Raw genomic sequence first — 15,839 nt, forward strand, 5'->3', positions numbered from 1 at the left:
TGTGCCGCCGCCGGGGCCCTGATGCGCATGAATCCGCAGGCCGCCGATGCCTTGTTCCAGGCTTTCGAGCGGCAGATCGCCGACGCGCTCCAGCGCATGCATGTCCACCGCTCGGAGGGGCCGGATTCGACCGCCATCGCCCTCGCGGTCGGTGACCGGATCGCCGACATCCTCGATCAGGCCCATCGTCGCCAGTTCGAGCCGCGCACGGCGCCGGCCGCCGAGGATCGCAGCCTCCAGGCCGTGCGGGAGGCCGGGATCTCGCGGGAGGCGGTCGAGGTTCTGGCAAGCCTCCAGCGCCGCTTTCCCTCGGTCTGACCGACAGCGGCAGATCGGAAAACAGGTTCGGAAAACAGCTCCAGCCGCCGGCCCCGGACGGGCCGGCGGTTCTCGTTTGAGGAAGGCCCTACTCCGCCGGCACCGCCCGCGGCGTCAGGGCCTTGGGCTCGTCCTCGAACGGGCGCTCGGGATGCATCGTGAAGGCGAGGCCGGCGCCGATCAGGAGCAGGCCGACCGAGCCGGCGAAGGGCAGGATCCAGTTGCCGGTCATGTCCACGATGAAGCCGAAGGTGAGCGGCGAGACGATGGCGGCAAAGGCCGAGCCGAAATTCATCAGCCCGCTCGCCGTGCCGGCATATTGCGGGGCGATGTCCATCGGCACCGACCAGATCGGCCCGATCACCAGTTCGAGGAAGAAGAAGCCGCCGCTCAGGAGCAGCGCCACCAGGGTGAGGTCCTTGGTGAAGAACACGCCCGCGAGGCAGGCGGCCGCGCCCAGCATGCCGAAGCTGATGACATTGCGGCGGGCCTTCTGCAGATCGCCGGTCTTCCTGAGGATGCGGTCGGAGACGACCCCGCCCAGCGTGTCGCCGACGACGCCCGCGAAGAACACGCCCGAGGCGAACAGGGCCGAGTTCTTGATGTCGAGGCCGTAGCCGTCCTTGAAGAAGGAGGGCAGCCAGTTGAGGTAGAGCCACAGCGACCAGCCGTAGCAGAAATAGGTGAGCGTGACCGGCGCCATGCGCGGGACGAGTCGCCGCCACGGCACCGGCGGCTTGGCGGCGGGCTTGGCCGCGCGGTCGCGGATCGCGAGCCGCTCCAGATCCTCGGCCGTGATGCCCTTATGATCGCGCGGATCGTCCCGGTAGTAGAAGGCCCAGACCAGCACCCAGGCGAAGCTGACGATGCCGAGGATGAAGAAGGCCCCGCGCCAGCCGACGAAGGCCATCATCATCACCACGAGCGGCGGCGTCACTGCGTTGCCGAAGCGGGCGAAGGAATGGGTGATGCCCTGCGCGAAGCCGCGCTGATCCTTCGCGACCCAGGACTGCATCGCCCGCGTCGCGGTGGGGAAGGTGGCGCCCTCGCCGAAGCCGAGGGCGAAGCGGGCCAGGAACAGCGAGACCACGCCGCCGACGAAGCCGGTCGCCACCGTCGCCGCCGCCCAGATCAGGCCGCAGATGAGCAGGGTGCGCCGCGCGCCCCATTTGTCGGCCATGGCGCCGCCGACGATCTGGAACACCGCGTAGGGATAGGCGAAGGCCGAGAAGACGAGGCCGAGCTGGGTGTTGGTGAGCCCGAGTTCGCCCTTGATCGCCGGGCCGGCGGTGCCGACATTCACCCGGTCGACATAGGTGATGAAGTACATCAGGCAGAGCAGGAACAGCACCATGCCCGGCGCCGTCACGCGGCGTGGGATCGTGATCATGAGGGTTTCCTCCGGTTCTTGAGCAGCCGCCCCGGACGCCGCATCTGACGCGCGGCTCGGCCCGAGGCGTGGACGACAGACAGACGACTCAGCCGTCGAGGCCGGAGCGCAGGCTCGCCATGGCGGCGAGCACGCCGCCGCGCCGATGCGGCACCCCGGCGGCGGCGAGCCCCATCTCGACGCCGGACAGGGCCCCCATCAGGGTCAGGTCGTTGGTCTCGCCGAGATGGCCGATGCGGAAGATTGTGTCGGACAGCTTCGACAACCCGGCGCCGAGCGACATGTCGAACTTCTCGAGCACCAGGGCGCGGAAGGCGTCCGCCCCCTTGCCGTCCGGCATCATCACCGCCGTCAGCACCGGCGAATACTCGTCGGGGTTCCGGCACAGCACCTCGAGGCCCCAGGCCTCCACCGCGGCGCGGGTCGCGGCGGCGAGCCGCTGGTGGCGGGCGAAGACCGCGTCGAGCCCCTCTTCGAGCAGGATCGCCACCGCCTCGCGCAGCCCGTAGAGCAGGTTGGTGGCCGGCGTGTAGGGGAAGTAGCCGTTGGCGTTGGGCTTCAGCATCTCCTCCCAGTCCCAGTAGGACCGAGGCAGGGTGTTGGACCGGCCCGCCGCCCGCGCCTTGTCCGAGATCGCGGTGAAGCCGAGGCCCGGCGGCAGCATCAGACCCTTCTGCGATCCGCTGACGGTGACATCGACCCCCCATTCGTCGTGCCGGTAATCGACCGAGCCGAGGGAGGAGATGGTGTCGACGAGGAGGAGCGCCGGGTGGCCGGCGGCGTCGATCGCCTTGCGGATCGCCGGAATGCGGCTCGTCACGCCGGTGGAGGTCTCGTTATGGACCACCATCACCGCCTTGAACGCATGGCTGCGATCCTCGGCGAGCTTGGCCTCGACCAGGGCCGGATCGACGCCGTGGCGCCAATCGCCGGGCACGAACTCGACCTCGATGCCCCAGCGCGCCGCCATCTGCCGCCACAGGGTGGCGAAATGGCCGGTCTCGAACATCAGCACCCGGTCGCCGGAGGACAGCGTGTTGACGATCGTCGCCTCCCAGGCGCCGGTGCCGGAGCCCGGATAGATCACCACCGGCCCCTTGGTGCGAAAGATCGTGCGGCAGCCCTCGAGCACCTCGCGGCCGAGCACGCCGAATTCCGGCCCGCGATGGTCGATCACCTGCCGGTCCATGGCGCGCAGCACGCGCTCCGGAACCGGGCTCGGCCCCGGAATGTGCAGGAAGTGGCGTCCGGTGCGGCTGGTCATGGTCCCTCCCGTGGGCCGTCTGCCGGGCGCTGCGTCTCGCTCCCGGTCGCTTCATCCCACAAAATTGCATTCATTTTTTGCAGAGACAAGCAGTATCATGCCTCCATTCGCGCCGTCGACGCAGGCGGGAGCCACTGATACGGTTCGCCCATGATGCCTGCCACGACGTTTGCCGGACCGCCTGCCGAACCACTTGCCGAACCACTTGCCGAACCGCCCGCAGAGACCCTCGACCGGCCCGTCTCCGGGGGCGCCGCGACGCCTGGTTCGGCAGCCCCGAAGCCCCGGGAAAACCTCGTGCATTCGCTCCACGACGAGGTGCTGACGCGGCTGCGCGAATTCATCGTCGAGGGCAATCTCGCCGCCGGTGCCCGAGTGCCGGAACGGCTGCTGTGCGAGCGCTTCGGCATCTCGCGCACGCCGTTGCGCGAGGCGCTGAAGGTATTGGCCTCGGAGGGGCTGATCGATCTGCTGCCGAATCGCGGGGCGCGGGTGCGCCGGATCGGCGAGCGGGAGATCGTCGAGCTGTTCGACGTGATGGGCGGGCTGGAGGCGCTGGCCGGGCGGCTCGCCTGCGAGCGCATCACGGAAACCGCCTTCGCCGAGATCGAGCGGCTGCACCACGAGATGTACGGCCACTACCTCCGGCGCGATCTGCACGGCTACTTCGCCTGCAATCAGGCGATCCACGACCGCATCGTCCAGGCCGCCGACAATGCTCCCTTGAGTGCGACCTATGCGAGCTTCGCCGGACGCCTGCGGCGGGCGCGCTACTCGGCCAATCTCGATGCCAACCGCGACCGCTGGGGCGAGGCGATGCGCGAGCACGAGGAGATCCTCGACGCCCTGCGCCGCCGGGCCGGGGCGGAGTTGAGCGACATCCTGTTCCGTCACCTGCGCAACAAGCGCAGGGCCGCCGCCGACCGGGAGGCCGCCTCCCCCAGCGAGGCGACGGCCGGGGAGAACGCATGAGCACTCCTGCCCTTTCCCATCATTTTTGAATGCATTTTTAAGAGGGACTCGCCGGACCATGCCTCGCTTCGCCGCGAATCTCAGCCTGCTCTTCACGGAGTGGCCCCTGCTCGACCGGTTCGCGGCCGCCCGCGCCGCCGGCTTCGCGGCGGTGGAGATGCAGTTCCCCTATGCCGAGACGAAACAGGCCCTGGCCGCGCGCCTCGGCGAGGCCGGTCTGCCGCTGGTCCTGCACAACCTGCCTCCGGGCGATTGGGCGGCGGGCGAGCGCGGCATCGCCATCCTGCCGGAGCGGGTGCCGGAATTCCGCGAGGGCGTCGGCCGGGCGATCGATTATGCCGGGGCGCTCGGCTGCCGGCAGATCAACTGCTTGGCCGGTCTCGCGCCAGCGGGGACCGAGCCGGCGCGGCTCCGGGCGACGCTGATCGAGAACCTCGCCTATGCCGCCGCCGTCCTGAAGGCGGCGGGCCTCCGCCTGCTGATCGAGCCGATCAACGACCGCGACATGCCGGGCTTCTTCCTGAACCGCCTCGCGGACGCGGCGGCGGTGATCGAAGCGGTGGGGTCCGACAACCTCTTCATCCAGGCCGATCTCTATCACATGGCGATGATGGGCGAGGATCTGCTGGCCGGCCTCGCGGCTCACCGCTCCCGCATCGCCCACCTGCAGATCGCCGATGCGCCCGGCCGTCACGAACCCGGCACGGGCCGCATCGATTTCGGCAGGGTGCTGAAGGCTTTGGACGACACAGGCTATGACGGCTTCGTCGGCTGCGAGTACCTGCCGGCGGCGGACACCGAAGCCGGCCTGGCCTGGATGGCGGCCTATCACGCCTGAACCTCCTCCCCGCCCCTGAGCCGACGCCAGACACGCGGGCCGACGCCGGTCCAGGCGACGAAGGCTCGGGTGAAGTGGGCCGGATCGGCATAGCCGAGGTCGAGGGCGATCCGGCCGATGGACAGCCTGCCCTGCGCCAGCAAGGCTTCGGCCCGCGCTCGCAGGACGGCCTGGAGAATCGGCGCGAAGCCGGTCCCCTCCGCCTCCAGCCGGCGCTGCAGGCCGCGCCGGGAAAGCCCGAGCCTGCGGGCCACCCAGTCGATCGAGGGGCGTCCGTCGTACAGCGCAAGCTCGATCAGCCCGGCGACGCAGGCCACCACTCCTCCCTCCGGAGGCAGGGGCGCGGCCTCTTCCAGAAGCGGGCCCGGTGCCGGGTTCGGCGCAGCCAGCAGCGCGGCGTCGAGAGGCAGGCCGGTGCGCGGCCCGAGGCTCAGTTCGCAGCCGAAGATCCGCTCGACCTCGGCTCGGTCCGGCAGGGAGGCGCCGGTCAGCACCGCCCGCTCTGGCCGCCAATGCGGCCCCATGAAATGGCGCACGGTGCCGAGAAGGTAGCCCAGCGCCAGCATCGCATTGGCTTGGCGCCCCACTTCCACGCGTTCGGTCACGGTGTAACCGTAGACGAAGCCCGTGCCCTCCCGGCGCAACCCGGTCCAGGTCGCCGTCTGCAGGAGAGGGGAAGTGACCGCCTCGACGCGGGCGAGTGCCTCGCCCAAGGTGGCGCAGGCGCGCACATGCCGGCCGATGGCGCCGAGACCACCGATGCCGGTGGCCATCGCGAGGCGGGCCGGCAAGGCGGGGTCGCCGCTCTCGCGCACGGCCCCCTCCACGAGACGCAACTGGTCGCTCAGAAGGATGAACCGGTCCGGCTCGTCCATCAGCGCGAGCGGCATCTCGGCACGGCGGAACACCCGTGCGACCGAACCGCCCGCGGCCTCGACCGCCGTGACGATCGGACCCATCGTGCAGGCCCGCGTCAGTCCGGGCCCATCCATCCGCCCCTCCCCCGCACACGGAGGTTCCGCCGGCTGGCACCGAAAGGCAAGAACCGCCGGGAGCGAGGCCCTAGCGTCCGGTCAGACCGCCAGCGAAGCGGCACCGGGGAGCCGGACGACATGAGTGGACTGCGCCTTCGACGCTTCCTGAGGCTGGCCGCGGCAGGTCTCCCTCTCGCCGCGCTCCCGGTGCGGGCCGATCCGGAGCCGCCGGCCCTTGCGATCCTGCCGCTCAAGCTCCTCGACACCTCGGGCGAACCGCTGGACCAGGGCGCGGAGCATGCCCGACGCCTCGCGGCCATGGCGAGCCATCTCGCGGCGGATCTCGGCGGGGCCGGCGGCTACCGGACCGTGCGCCTCGCCCCCGAGACGCTCAGGGCCCGCTGCCCGGATGAACGGCCCGCCTGTCTGCTCACGGCCGCGCAAGCCGCCGGAGCCGGCCTCGTCTTCGTCGGCGTGGTGCATAAGAGCAGCACGCTGATCCTGCAGCTCTGGGCACGGGTGGTCGATGCACGCACCGGCCGCGCCGTGCTCACCCGCGACCTCAACTTCCGCGGCGACACCGACGAGGCATGGCGCCGCGCCGAGGTCTTCCTGGTCGGACAGATCCGGGACGCCGCCCCCGGACGAGAGCCGTGACGGCGAACCGGGTCGGCCTCAGAACAAGGGCATGCCGCCGGCGACGGTGACGAGGGCGCCCGAGGTGTAGCTGCTCTCCTCGGAGGCCAGCATGACATAGGCCGAGGCGAGCTCCGCCGGCTGGCCGGGGCGGTTGAACGGCACTTGGCTGCCGAAGCTCTTGACCGAATCCTCGCTCATCCCGGCCGGGATGAACGGGGTCCAGATCGGGCCGGGCAGCACGCCGTTGACGCGGATGCCCTTCTCCGCGAGCAGCTGAGCGAGGCCGATCACCATGTTGCTCAGCGCCCCCTTGGTGGCGCTGTAGGCGAACAGGGTCGGCACCGGATTCTTGGAATTGACGGAGGAGGTGAAGATCACGGAGGCGCCGGGCTTGAGATGGGCCAGAGCCGCCTTGGTCGCGTAGAACGGGCCGAACACATTGGTGCGGAAGTGCTTCTCGAACAGGGCGTCGTCGATATCCGTCACGCCCTGGTTCGGCTGCTGGAAGGCGGCGTTGTTCACGAGCACGTCGAGCCGGCCGAGTTCCTTCACCGTCCGTTCGACGATCTCGCGGGCATAGGCCGGATCGGTGATGTCGCCGGGAAGCAGCAGGGCGCGCCGGCCCGCCTTCTCGATCCAGTTGCCGACGGCCTCCGCATCCTTCTGCTCATCGGGCAGATAGGCGATCGCCACGTCCGCGCCCTCGCGGGCATAGGCGATGGCCACCGCCCGGCCGATGCCGCTGTCGCCGCCCGTCACCAGGGCGACCTTGCCGGTGAGCTTGCCCGCGCCCTTGTAGCTCTCCTCGCCGTGATCCGGCTCCGGCGCCATCTTCGCCGTCTTGCCGGGGAAGCTCTGGCCTTGAGCCTCGAAGGGCGGGCGCGGATATTTCGTCAGCGGATCGGTCATCACGGTTCCTTTGCGGGATGCCGCGACAACCGGTCGGTCCCGGCAGTGTTCCGGCCGGTCAGGGCGACGCGGCGCCGCGCCCCGCCAGCGCCGCATCGAGCACCCGGGCGACGTGGACCGCGTCGCGCCCGAGCCCGTCATGGATCTGGTGGCGGCAGCTGGTGCCGTCGGCGACCACGAGGTCGTCGGGGTCCGCCTTGCGAAGCGCCGGGAACAGCGACAGCTCGGCCATGGCGAAGGAGACGTCGATGGTGTCCCGGCCATAGCCGAAGGCGCCGGCCATGCCGCAGCAGCTCGAGTCGATCACCCGCACGTCGAGCCCCGGCACGGAGCGCAGAACCGTCTCGACCGCGCCCATCGCCCCGAAGCTCTTCTGGTGGCAATGGCCGTGCAGGTGGGCGACCCGCCCGCCCTGATCGGCGAGCGGCAGGGCGATGCGGCCGGTCGCGAGGTCGGCGGCCAGAAGTTCCTCGAAGAGGAAGGCTTGGCTCGCGAGGGTCTTCGCCTCGTCGCAGGCGAGCAAGGACAGGAACTCGTCGCGGAAGGTGAGAAGGCAGGAGGGCTCCAGGCCCACCACCCGCGCGCCGGCCCGGACGAAGGGCAGGAGCGCGTCGAGGGTGCGCCGCGCCTCGGCGCGGGCCCGGTCGGTCTGGCCGGAGGCGAGATAGGTCCGGCCACAGCAGAGCGGGCGGCGGCCCGAATGGGCCAGCACGCGGTGCAGCCGGTAGCCCGCCGCCTTCAGGACGCGCTCGGCCGCCTCCAGGTTCTCGCGCTCGAAGGCGCGGTTGAAGGTATCGCCGAACAGGACGATGTCGCGGAAATCCCCCGTCACGTCCTGAGGATGGGCGACCTCGCCCTCCTCCCGCCAGGGCCGGCGCCATTCCGGCAGGGAGCGGCGGGCCGAGAAGCCGGCCCATTCCTCGCCGAACCGGGCCAGGGCCGGGAAGCGGTTGCGCAGGTTGAGCAGCGGCGCCAGCTTGGCGGCGACACCGGCATAGCGCGGCATCTCCGCCACCAGCCGCTCCTTCAGCGGCAGACCGTGGCGGGCGTGGTAATGATGCAGGAACTCGACCTTCATCTTGGCCATGTCGACGCCGGTCGGGCATTCCCGGCGGCAGGCCTTGCAGGAGACGCACAGATCCATCGTGCGCTTCATCTCAGGGCTCAGGAAGGCGTCGTCCCCGAGCTGGCCGGAGATCGCGAGGCGCAGGGAATTGGCCCGGCCCCGCGTGAGGTGCTGCTCGTCGCGGGTGGCGCGGTAGGAGGGGCACATCGCGCCCCCGGCGAGCTTCCGGCAGGTGCCGTTGTTGTTGCACATCTCGACCGCCGGGCCGAACCCGCCCCAATCCGACCAGTCGAGGGCGGTCTTGTGCGGGGCGCTCACCGCGTAGCCGGGGGCGAAGCGCATCAGCGAGCGGTCGTCCAGCTTCAACGGGCGGACGATCTTGTTGGGGTTCAGGCGGTTCTCGGGGTCGAAGCCGTCCTTCACCGTCTCGAAGGCGCGGGTGAGTCTTGCGCCGAACAGCGGCTCGACGAATTCGGAACGCGAGATGCCGTCGCCGTGCTCGCCGGAATAGGAGCCCTTGTAACGGCGCACCAACTCCGCCGTCTCCTCGGCGATGGCGCGCATCTTGGTCACGTCGCCCCCGTCCTTCATGTTGAGGATCGGGCGCACATGCAGGCAGCCGACGGAGGCGTGGGCGTACCAGGTGCCGCGTGTGCCGTGCTTCGAGAACACCTCGGTCACCGCATCGGTGTAATCGGCCAGATGCTCCAGCGGGACGGCGCAATCCTCGATGAAGGAGATCGGCTTGGCGTCCCCCTTCATCGACATCATGATGTTGAGGCAGGCCTCGCGCACCTCCCACACCGCCTTCTGGCGGTTCGGCTCCACCACCTCGACCACGGCATCGGGGAAGCCGTGATCGGCCATGCACTGGTCGAGGCGCTTCAGGTCGCGCTTGAGCGCCACGAGGTCGTCGCCCGCGAATTCGGTCAGCAGCAGGCAATTGGGCTGCCCCCGGGTGATGTCGGCGAGCGTGGTGCGGAACAGCGGGATGTCGGCGCCGAGCACCAGCACGTTGTTGTCGACGAGTTCGACCGCCACGGGGTCGAGATCGACGATGTGGCGCGTGGTCTCCATCGCCGTACGGAACGAGGGGAAGTGACACACGCCCATCACCCGGTGGGCCGGCAGGCGCGAGAGCTTGAGCGTGACCGAGGTGGTGGCCGCGAGCGTCCCCTCCGATCCGACGAGGAGATGGGCGAGGTTCGGGCGCGGCTCGATCAGCGAATCGAGATTGTAGCCGCCGACCCGCCGCTGCACCTTCGGATACATCGTCTCGATATCGGCGCGGTGCTCGGCGGCGAGGGCGAGCATGCGCCGGGCGAGGTCTTCCGCCCGCGCGCCGCCGGTCACCGCCTCCGCCGCGTTGCCGGTCAGCCCGAAGCCGAAGGCGGTCCCGTCGTGGAACAGGGCCTCCATGGCCAGCACGTTGTCGCTCATCTTGCCGTAGCGCAGCGAGCGGGCGCCGCAGGAATTGTTGCCGGCCATGCCGCCGATGGTGCAGCGGGTCGCGGTCGAGGGCTCGACCGGGAAGAACCAGCCATCGCTCTTGAGCCGGGCATTCAGCCGCTCCAGCACGTGGCCGGGCTCGACGGTGACGGTGCCCCCTTCGGCGTCATAGGCCAGCACGCCGTTGAAGTGGCGCGAGCAATCCACCACCAGCCCCGAGCCGATCGGCTGGCCGTTCTGCGACGTGCCGCCGCCGCGCAGGATCACCGGCAGGTCGTACTGAGCTGCCACCCTCAGGGTCGCGGCGATGTCGGCGGCACTTTTGGGGAAGACCACGCCCGCCGGCATGATCTGGTAGATCGAGGCGTCGGTGGCGTAACGTCCGCGGGTGAAGGCGTCGAAGCGGGCCTCGCCCTGCAGAACCTCGGCGAGCTTGCGCGGCAATCCCGCATCGTTGCGGGCCTTCGCCCGCGCGCTGGGAGCCGACGCCACAGCCGGTTTCGCACTCGCGCCCACGTCGCCTCCCAAGTCGAACCTCCCGCTCTCGCCGCACCTCTGACAGGCTCTCGGCATTTTTGAATGCATAATTCGATGGCGGAGGCGGGTCAAACCTCCTCAGGTCACAAGATGAAAATCGCGGGAGAGCGGGCACGGCGAAACGGCCGCCGATGCTGGATCGGCGGCCGTTCGGATTTCAGGCAGCTTGTTCGAATTACAGCGCGATCCGCTGCGGAATGCCGTCCTGCCGCGCCGGCCGGTTCGGCAGCGGGGCGAGGGTGTCGGGCAGCCGGATCGAGCGGGCGACGCGCGGGGTCTGCACGAGCGGCGTGTCGCGCAGGAGGATCGGGTCCGTCTCCGGCGCGGGCACCACCGGAGCCTGGCGCGGCGCGGCCGGCCGGAGGCTTTCTTCCATGAAGGCCTGCATCAGCGGCACGATTTCCTGACGGAAGCGCGAGCCGTTGAAGATGCCGTAATGCCCCGCTCCCGGCTGCAGGTGATAGGCCTTGGCCGTCTCCGGCAGGTTCACGGCGAGGTCCAGGGCCGCCTTGGTCTGGCCGATGCCGGTGATGTCGTCCTTCTCGCCCTCCACCGCCATCAGGTGGCAGCGGCGGATGGCGCCGAGATCGACCGTGTCTCCATGGTGGCGCAGCAGGCCGCGGGGCAATGCGTGGCTGACGAAGATCCGCTCGATCGTTTCCAGGTAGAATTCCGCCGTCAGGTCCATGACCGCGAGATACTCATCGTAGAAGGCGCGGTGCCGGGCGGCGGAATCGCCGTCCCCCTGCACGAGATGATGGAACATCGCCTGATGCGCATCCCTGTGCCGGTCGAGGTTCATGCCCATGAAACCGGCCAGTTGCAGGAAGCCCGGATAGACCGCCCGCCCCGCGCCCGGATAGCCGAAGGGCACGGTGTGGATGCAGTGCCGCTCGAACCAAGCCAGCCCCTTCTCCTGCGCCAGCCGGTTGACGGCGGTGGGCGAGCGGCGGGTATCGACCGGGCCGCCCATCAGCACCGCCGAGCGCGGCACCAGCGGATGATCCTCCGCCTCCATGCGGGCGATGGCCGCGAGCACCGGAACCGAGGGCTGGCACACGGCGGTGACGTGGAGATCCGGCCCCAACGCCTCGAACAGGGCGATGCAGGTATCGATATACTCGTCGAGGCCGAAGCGGCCGGCCGCCGGGGGCACCTGCCGGGCATCGGACCAATCGGTGATGAAGACTTGGTGGCTCGGCAGGAAAGCCTCGACCGTGCCGCGCAGGAGCGTGGCGTAGTGGCCGGACATCGGCGCCACGATCAGCACTTTCGGCTTGGCCTCCAGCGCGGCGGAGGGTTCGCCGAAGGCAACGACCCGGCAGAACGGGCGCTCCCAGACGATGCGCTCGGGCACGCCGAGGCCGAAAGCCGGCTTGTCGTAGACGCGGGTGGCCCGCTCGAACATCTCGCAGCCCGCAGCGACGGCCCGACCCTGGGGGACGTAGGCGAGCGGATTCAGCGGGTTCTCGCAGGCGAGCTTAGTGGCTTCCGCCGCCAGTCGCATCGGTGCGAGCATGAGATGACCAGCCTCGTAGAGAGGGTACAGCATGCGAGCGCTTCCACGGAGCAGCTCGCTTGGACCAAGCTGTCCTTTTCTTACGTTGGTGGAGGGCTAAACTCGCGATCCCGCTAAAAAGTTTCCTTTGTTCAAGATCCTCCACCGGAAGGCACTGCGCCGAGCCTTGAGTTTCACCGGAACAGGGCTCAAAATTGTCTTGAGTTTATCTCCTGAGGGCCGCTCAGAAAGTCATTCCCACCGCTTTGCCGCAGAACCGAAGATATGAGCGGCCGGCGATTTTTCATGGGATTTTTCATGGGCTGACGACCCGAAGAATGGCGGATGCCGCGGCCTTATCGGCGCCGGCCTGGGGCCGGGCCCAGTCCCGCCCGCCGCTTCAGAGAGAAAGTTCTTAAAAACAAGAACTTAAAGCCATTCCCGATCTGCAAAACGATCGGGAACGGCTCTCGCGGACGGCCTCGCCTCATACCAGATCCGCTTGCCAGATCCGCTTGATCCCTTCGGGATCGCGGATCCGGGCTTCGCTCAGGCGCCGCGCGGGCTTGCCGAGACGGGAACCGCTTTGATCGAGCGGATCCCGTCTCAGGCGCTGGCCTGCGTCACGAACTTCGTCGTGAGATAGGCCTCGATCGCCTCGGAGCCGCCCTCGCTGCCGTAGCCCGAATCCTTGACGCCGCCGAACGGCGTCTCGGGCAGGGCGATGCCGTGGTGGTTGATCGAGACCATGCCGGCCTCGACCGCCGCTCCCACCCGGTTCGCCCGGGCGGCGGAGCGGGTATAGGCGTAGGCGGCGAGCCCGAAGGGCAGACGATTGGCCTCCTGCAGCGCCTCGTCGTCCTCGGAGAAGCGCCGGATCGCCGCGATGGGGCCGAACGGCTCCTCGTTCATGATCCGAGCCCCAAGCGGCACATCGGCGAAGACGGTAGGCTCGAAGAAATGGCCGCGATTGCCGATGCGGCTGCCGCCCGTGAGCAGCCGCGCGCCTTGCGCCACGGCATCGGCCACGAGGGCCTCCATCGCCTCGACCCGGCGGCCGTGGACCAGGGGCCCCATCTGCGTGTCGGGATCGAGCCCGTCGCCGACCTTGAGCGCCTGCGAGGCCGCCACGAAACCGTCGACGAAACGGTCATAGACCTGGGCCTGGACGAGGAAGCGCGTCGGGGCGACGCAGACCTGGCCGGCATTGCGATACTTGTTGGCGGCGAGCACCTGCACCGCCTTCTCGACATCGGCGTCGTCGAACACGATGGCCGGGGCATGGCCGCCGAGCTCCATCGTCGCCCGCTTCATGTGCTGGCCCGCCAGAGCCGCGAGCTGCTTGCCGACGGCGGTGGAGCCGGTGAAGGTGATCTTGCGGATCACCGGATGCGGGATGAGGGTGCCGGAGATCGCGGCCGGGTCACCGTAGACGAGGGCCAGGGCATCGCCCGGCACGCCGGCATCGAGGAAAGCCCGCACCAGCTCGGCACAGGAGGCCGGGGTGTCCTCGGGCCCCTTCAGGATGACGGAGCAGCCGCTGCAGAGCGCCGCCGAGACCTTCCGCACCGCCTGATTGATCGGGAAGTTCCAGGGCGTGAAGGCCGCCACCGGCCCGACCGGCTCGCGGGTGACGATCTGCAGCACGCCCTCCGCGCGGGCGGGGATGACCCGGCCATAGGCGCGCCGGCCCTCCTCCGCGAACCACTCGATGATGTCGGCGGCCACCCCGGCCTCGATGCGCGCCTCGGCCAGCGGCTTACCCTGCTCCAGGGTCATGACGCGGGCGATCGCCTCGGCGCGCTCGCGCATCAGCGCGGCGGCACGGCGCAGCACCTTGGACCGGTCGAAGGCGGAGACCCGCCGCCAGGCGGCGAAACCCCGCTCGGCCGCGTCCAGCGCCTCGTCGAGATCGCTCCGCGTGGCGACCGCGACCCGGCCGATCGCCTCGCCGGTGGCGGGGTTGAGGATGGCCAGGGTCTCGCCGCCGCCACCGGAACGCCAACGGCCGGCGATGTGAAGCGAAACGTCGAGGTCCATGAGCCATCTCCGTGTGGGGGAATGGCCATCATATAAGCGATGCGGACACACGATGCCCGGCGCCGCCCGTGCATGCCAGCCCAGCTTCCCGCCTTGCCGACGACAGACGCAAACCCGGCTGTCGCCTTCGCTGCACCACCGATCAGATTGTGATGGATAACCGCTGACAAGTGAGCGGGATATTGAGAGTGGCACCGACTCTTCCGGTCAAACCGGTTAAAGAGTCTGGTGCGGCCAAGAGGACTCGAACCTCCACGGATCGAGTTAATCTCTTGTTTTACAATGCTTTAGCAATCTCGCGGGCCGACATTGTGTGAAAGTGGTGTGTGACTGTCAATCCGGCTTCGCTTCGCGTGCCTTGAGCGTCCGACCACCATGCCCTTTCACGTGTGCCCTGACGGTGCCCGGCGGTCCCTCCTACCGCTTCTTTCCCAGCTCCGCCGCGATGTCCTCGGTCATCCGGCCGACCTTTCGGTGCGCTGCGGTGAGCTGATCCTGGGTGATGAGCAATCTCGCCGACCGAGAGGATTGGTCGGAGTGGCATGTTACTGTGCATGATCTCAGCGGCCGGCGTGTGCTGGTAAGGCCGTTCATAGCAGACGCCATCGGGGGTCACGCCCCGGACAGCGTCGCAAAGGCATATGAGACGGTCACGCTGGCGACGATACGGGACGCCAACGTGCGCATTCCGGCGCCTACTGGAAGTTTATTCAAAGTAATCAACGTGCCTTAGATTGGTTGGTGCAAGCCATCTAAACAGGTGGATGTTTCTTCGCAGCTACCTCGATCTTTTTCACAATGCCTCCTAATGGCTGTTTGTATACGCTATTTGCTACGCGCTGCGCAGATGCGGCGCCAAGATCTTTCATAACGAGCAGGGATGTTTTAAGGTAATCCTCAGTGATGTCAGCTACGCTACCTAGCTTAAGACTTGACGTCTCTACTTCTAGGAGGTATTTTCTGTCCACCCTGCTTTCATTGTGTATTATTATGTTCCTGCGGGCCGTAATCTCCTTGAACGCCTCAAGCAACTGGGTGTGATTATCTTTGAAGTATGTCCCAAACCCAATTCTGGCTTTATCTTTTTTGAACAAATCAACGGGATTGCCATAAAAAATCCCGCGCACCTTCTCTTCGATAAGTTTATGTATAATTTCATGCCTGTCGGAGCTGTCAAGAATCATGTCAATAAGCTTGGATTTCCTCGATTCATTTTCACTCCCTTGGTCGTTTGCTAAACCCTTAAGTTTCGCTGGGTAGTCAATATGCACAAGAAACGTCAGCCGAGACATAAATAATTCGAAAAGACTCACTCCATCAATGAATGCGTGTCGACTCAGGGATTTATTTTTGAAGCGACTTAATATCCCGTAGATAGTGTTGGCTGCTGCTGGCTCGGCACCGTCTCGGTGAACAAGCTTATCTATCGTTACTCTCGGAAGTTTTCCGCGTTTGATTCCTGTGTGCACTTCACCGAGGTAGTAATTGATTGTTAAGTAATCTTCCCAAATTTCATTCAATCCTGAATTTAGATTTTTGAACAGACCTGAAATGTTCGGCGCTGCAAATGCCTCTTTCTCGGCTTGAGTTAAGTCGCGTTGCAACTTGCTTGAGCGCGGTCCTAACGAGCTGGGCTGATTTGGTGGGATGCTCATTCCGTCCTTCACATATTTAAAATTTTGTCGCTGAATAGCTCCAGCTGTGTTAATAAGTAGTCTCTGCTCGTTATTTGCGCTCGAAATATTTACGGAAAAAATCTGCGAGGGCATCGATCAATCGGCACGCGCGTAATTCCCCCCGTGCCCCCTGGGGTGCCCGCCTCCGCCCGCCCAGGCACGCGCCCACCCGCGGCATCGGGTACGCCCGCACAGTCGCGTTCAGCGGCACGTGAGCCCCCGCGGAGAGCAGCCCGGCCCATCCCCTCACGAACGCCCGAGCCCGAACC

13 protein-coding genes are annotated in these 15,839 nt (G+C 67.5%); 4 read left to right on the forward strand and 9 right to left on the reverse strand.

The features are described from left to right. The coding region (locus MZTS_RS21285; RefSeq protein WP_192285330.1) for a hypothetical protein at nt 1-318 on the forward strand (318 nt) is incomplete at its 5' end. Between the two features lie 88 nt (nt 319-406). On the opposite strand, the gene MZTS_RS21290 is transcribed toward MZTS_RS21285, so the two are convergent. Together MZTS_RS21290 and MZTS_RS21295 are read right to left on the reverse strand one after the other, a co-directional pair. Then, the gene (locus tag MZTS_RS21290) at nt 407-1,708 is read right to left on the reverse strand and encodes an MFS transporter (protein ID WP_192285331.1); all 1,302 of its coding nucleotides are present in this window, start codon (nt 1,706-1,708) and stop codon (nt 407-409) included. 88 nt (nt 1,709-1,796) lie between these two features. Further along, nucleotides 1,797-2,972, reverse strand: coding sequence for a pyridoxal-phosphate-dependent aminotransferase family protein (locus MZTS_RS21295; protein ID WP_192285332.1), 1,176 nt, complete (start codon nt 2,970-2,972; stop codon nt 1,797-1,799). Between the two features lie 153 nt (nt 2,973-3,125). Here MZTS_RS21295 and MZTS_RS21300 point away from each other — a divergent pair, with 153 nt between their 5' ends. Next, on the forward strand, nt 3,126-3,944 hold the full coding sequence (locus MZTS_RS21300) for a GntR family transcriptional regulator (protein ID WP_378738699.1): 819 nt from the start codon (nt 3,126-3,128) through the stop codon (nt 3,942-3,944). Between the two features lie 58 nt (nt 3,945-4,002). Next, nucleotides 4,003-4,782: a hydroxypyruvate isomerase gene (gene hyi / locus MZTS_RS21305; protein ID WP_192285333.1), complete on the forward strand. Its 780-nt coding sequence runs from the start codon at nt 4,003-4,005 to the stop codon at nt 4,780-4,782. Here the strand turns inward: hyi and MZTS_RS21310 are convergent. Continuing rightward, nucleotides 4,773-5,774, reverse strand: a complete 1,002-nt coding sequence (locus MZTS_RS21310) for an AraC family transcriptional regulator (RefSeq protein WP_192285334.1) — start codon at nt 5,772-5,774, stop codon at nt 4,773-4,775. The genes hyi and MZTS_RS21310 overlap by 10 nt on opposite strands. A gap of 120 nt (nt 5,775-5,894) precedes the next feature. On the opposite strand from MZTS_RS21310, the gene MZTS_RS21315 reads away from it, so the two are divergent. Beyond that, nucleotides 5,895-6,413 (forward strand): DUF2380 domain-containing protein, encoded by a 519-nt coding sequence (locus MZTS_RS21315; protein ID WP_192285335.1) that lies wholly within the window; start codon nt 5,895-5,897, stop codon nt 6,411-6,413. 18 nt (nt 6,414-6,431) lie between these two features. Here MZTS_RS21315 and MZTS_RS21320 read toward each other — a convergent pair whose 3' ends face one another. The 6 genes from MZTS_RS21320 to MZTS_RS21345 form a co-directional block, all read right to left on the reverse strand. Further along, nucleotides 6,432-7,304 carry an SDR family oxidoreductase gene (locus MZTS_RS21320; RefSeq protein ID WP_009866530.1) on the reverse strand — a complete coding sequence of 291 codons (873 nt, stop codon included), beginning with the start codon at nt 7,302-7,304 and terminating at the stop codon, nt 6,432-6,434. A 58-nt stretch (nt 7,305-7,362) separates the two neighbouring features. Continuing rightward, nucleotides 7,363-10,335, reverse strand: coding sequence for an FAD-linked oxidase C-terminal domain-containing protein (locus MZTS_RS21325; protein WP_192285336.1), 2,973 nt, complete (start codon nt 10,333-10,335; stop codon nt 7,363-7,365). Between the two features lie 196 nt (nt 10,336-10,531). After that, complete coding sequence (locus tag MZTS_RS21330; RefSeq protein ID WP_009866926.1) at nt 10,532-11,908, reverse strand: polyhydroxyalkanoate depolymerase; 1,377 nt, start codon at nt 11,906-11,908, stop codon at nt 10,532-10,534. Between the two features lie 552 nt (nt 11,909-12,460). Continuing rightward, on the reverse strand, nt 12,461-13,894 hold the full coding sequence (locus MZTS_RS21335) for an NAD-dependent succinate-semialdehyde dehydrogenase (protein WP_192285337.1): 1,434 nt from the start codon (nt 13,892-13,894) through the stop codon (nt 12,461-12,463). A 417-nt stretch (nt 13,895-14,311) separates the two neighbouring features. Continuing rightward, nucleotides 14,312-14,500 carry a DUF3606 domain-containing protein gene (locus MZTS_RS25700; protein ID WP_378738141.1) on the reverse strand — a complete coding sequence of 63 codons (189 nt, stop codon included), beginning with the start codon at nt 14,498-14,500 and terminating at the stop codon, nt 14,312-14,314. Between the two features lie 146 nt (nt 14,501-14,646). Beyond that, complete coding sequence (locus MZTS_RS21345) at nt 14,647-15,663, reverse strand: hypothetical protein (RefSeq protein WP_192285339.1); 1,017 nt, start codon at nt 15,661-15,663, stop codon at nt 14,647-14,649. Nucleotides 15,664-15,839 lie beyond the last annotated feature (176 nt).

Source organism: Methylorubrum zatmanii, from assembly GCF_014845115.1.
Lineage (GTDB): Bacteria > Pseudomonadota > Alphaproteobacteria > Rhizobiales > Beijerinckiaceae > Methylobacterium > Methylobacterium zatmanii.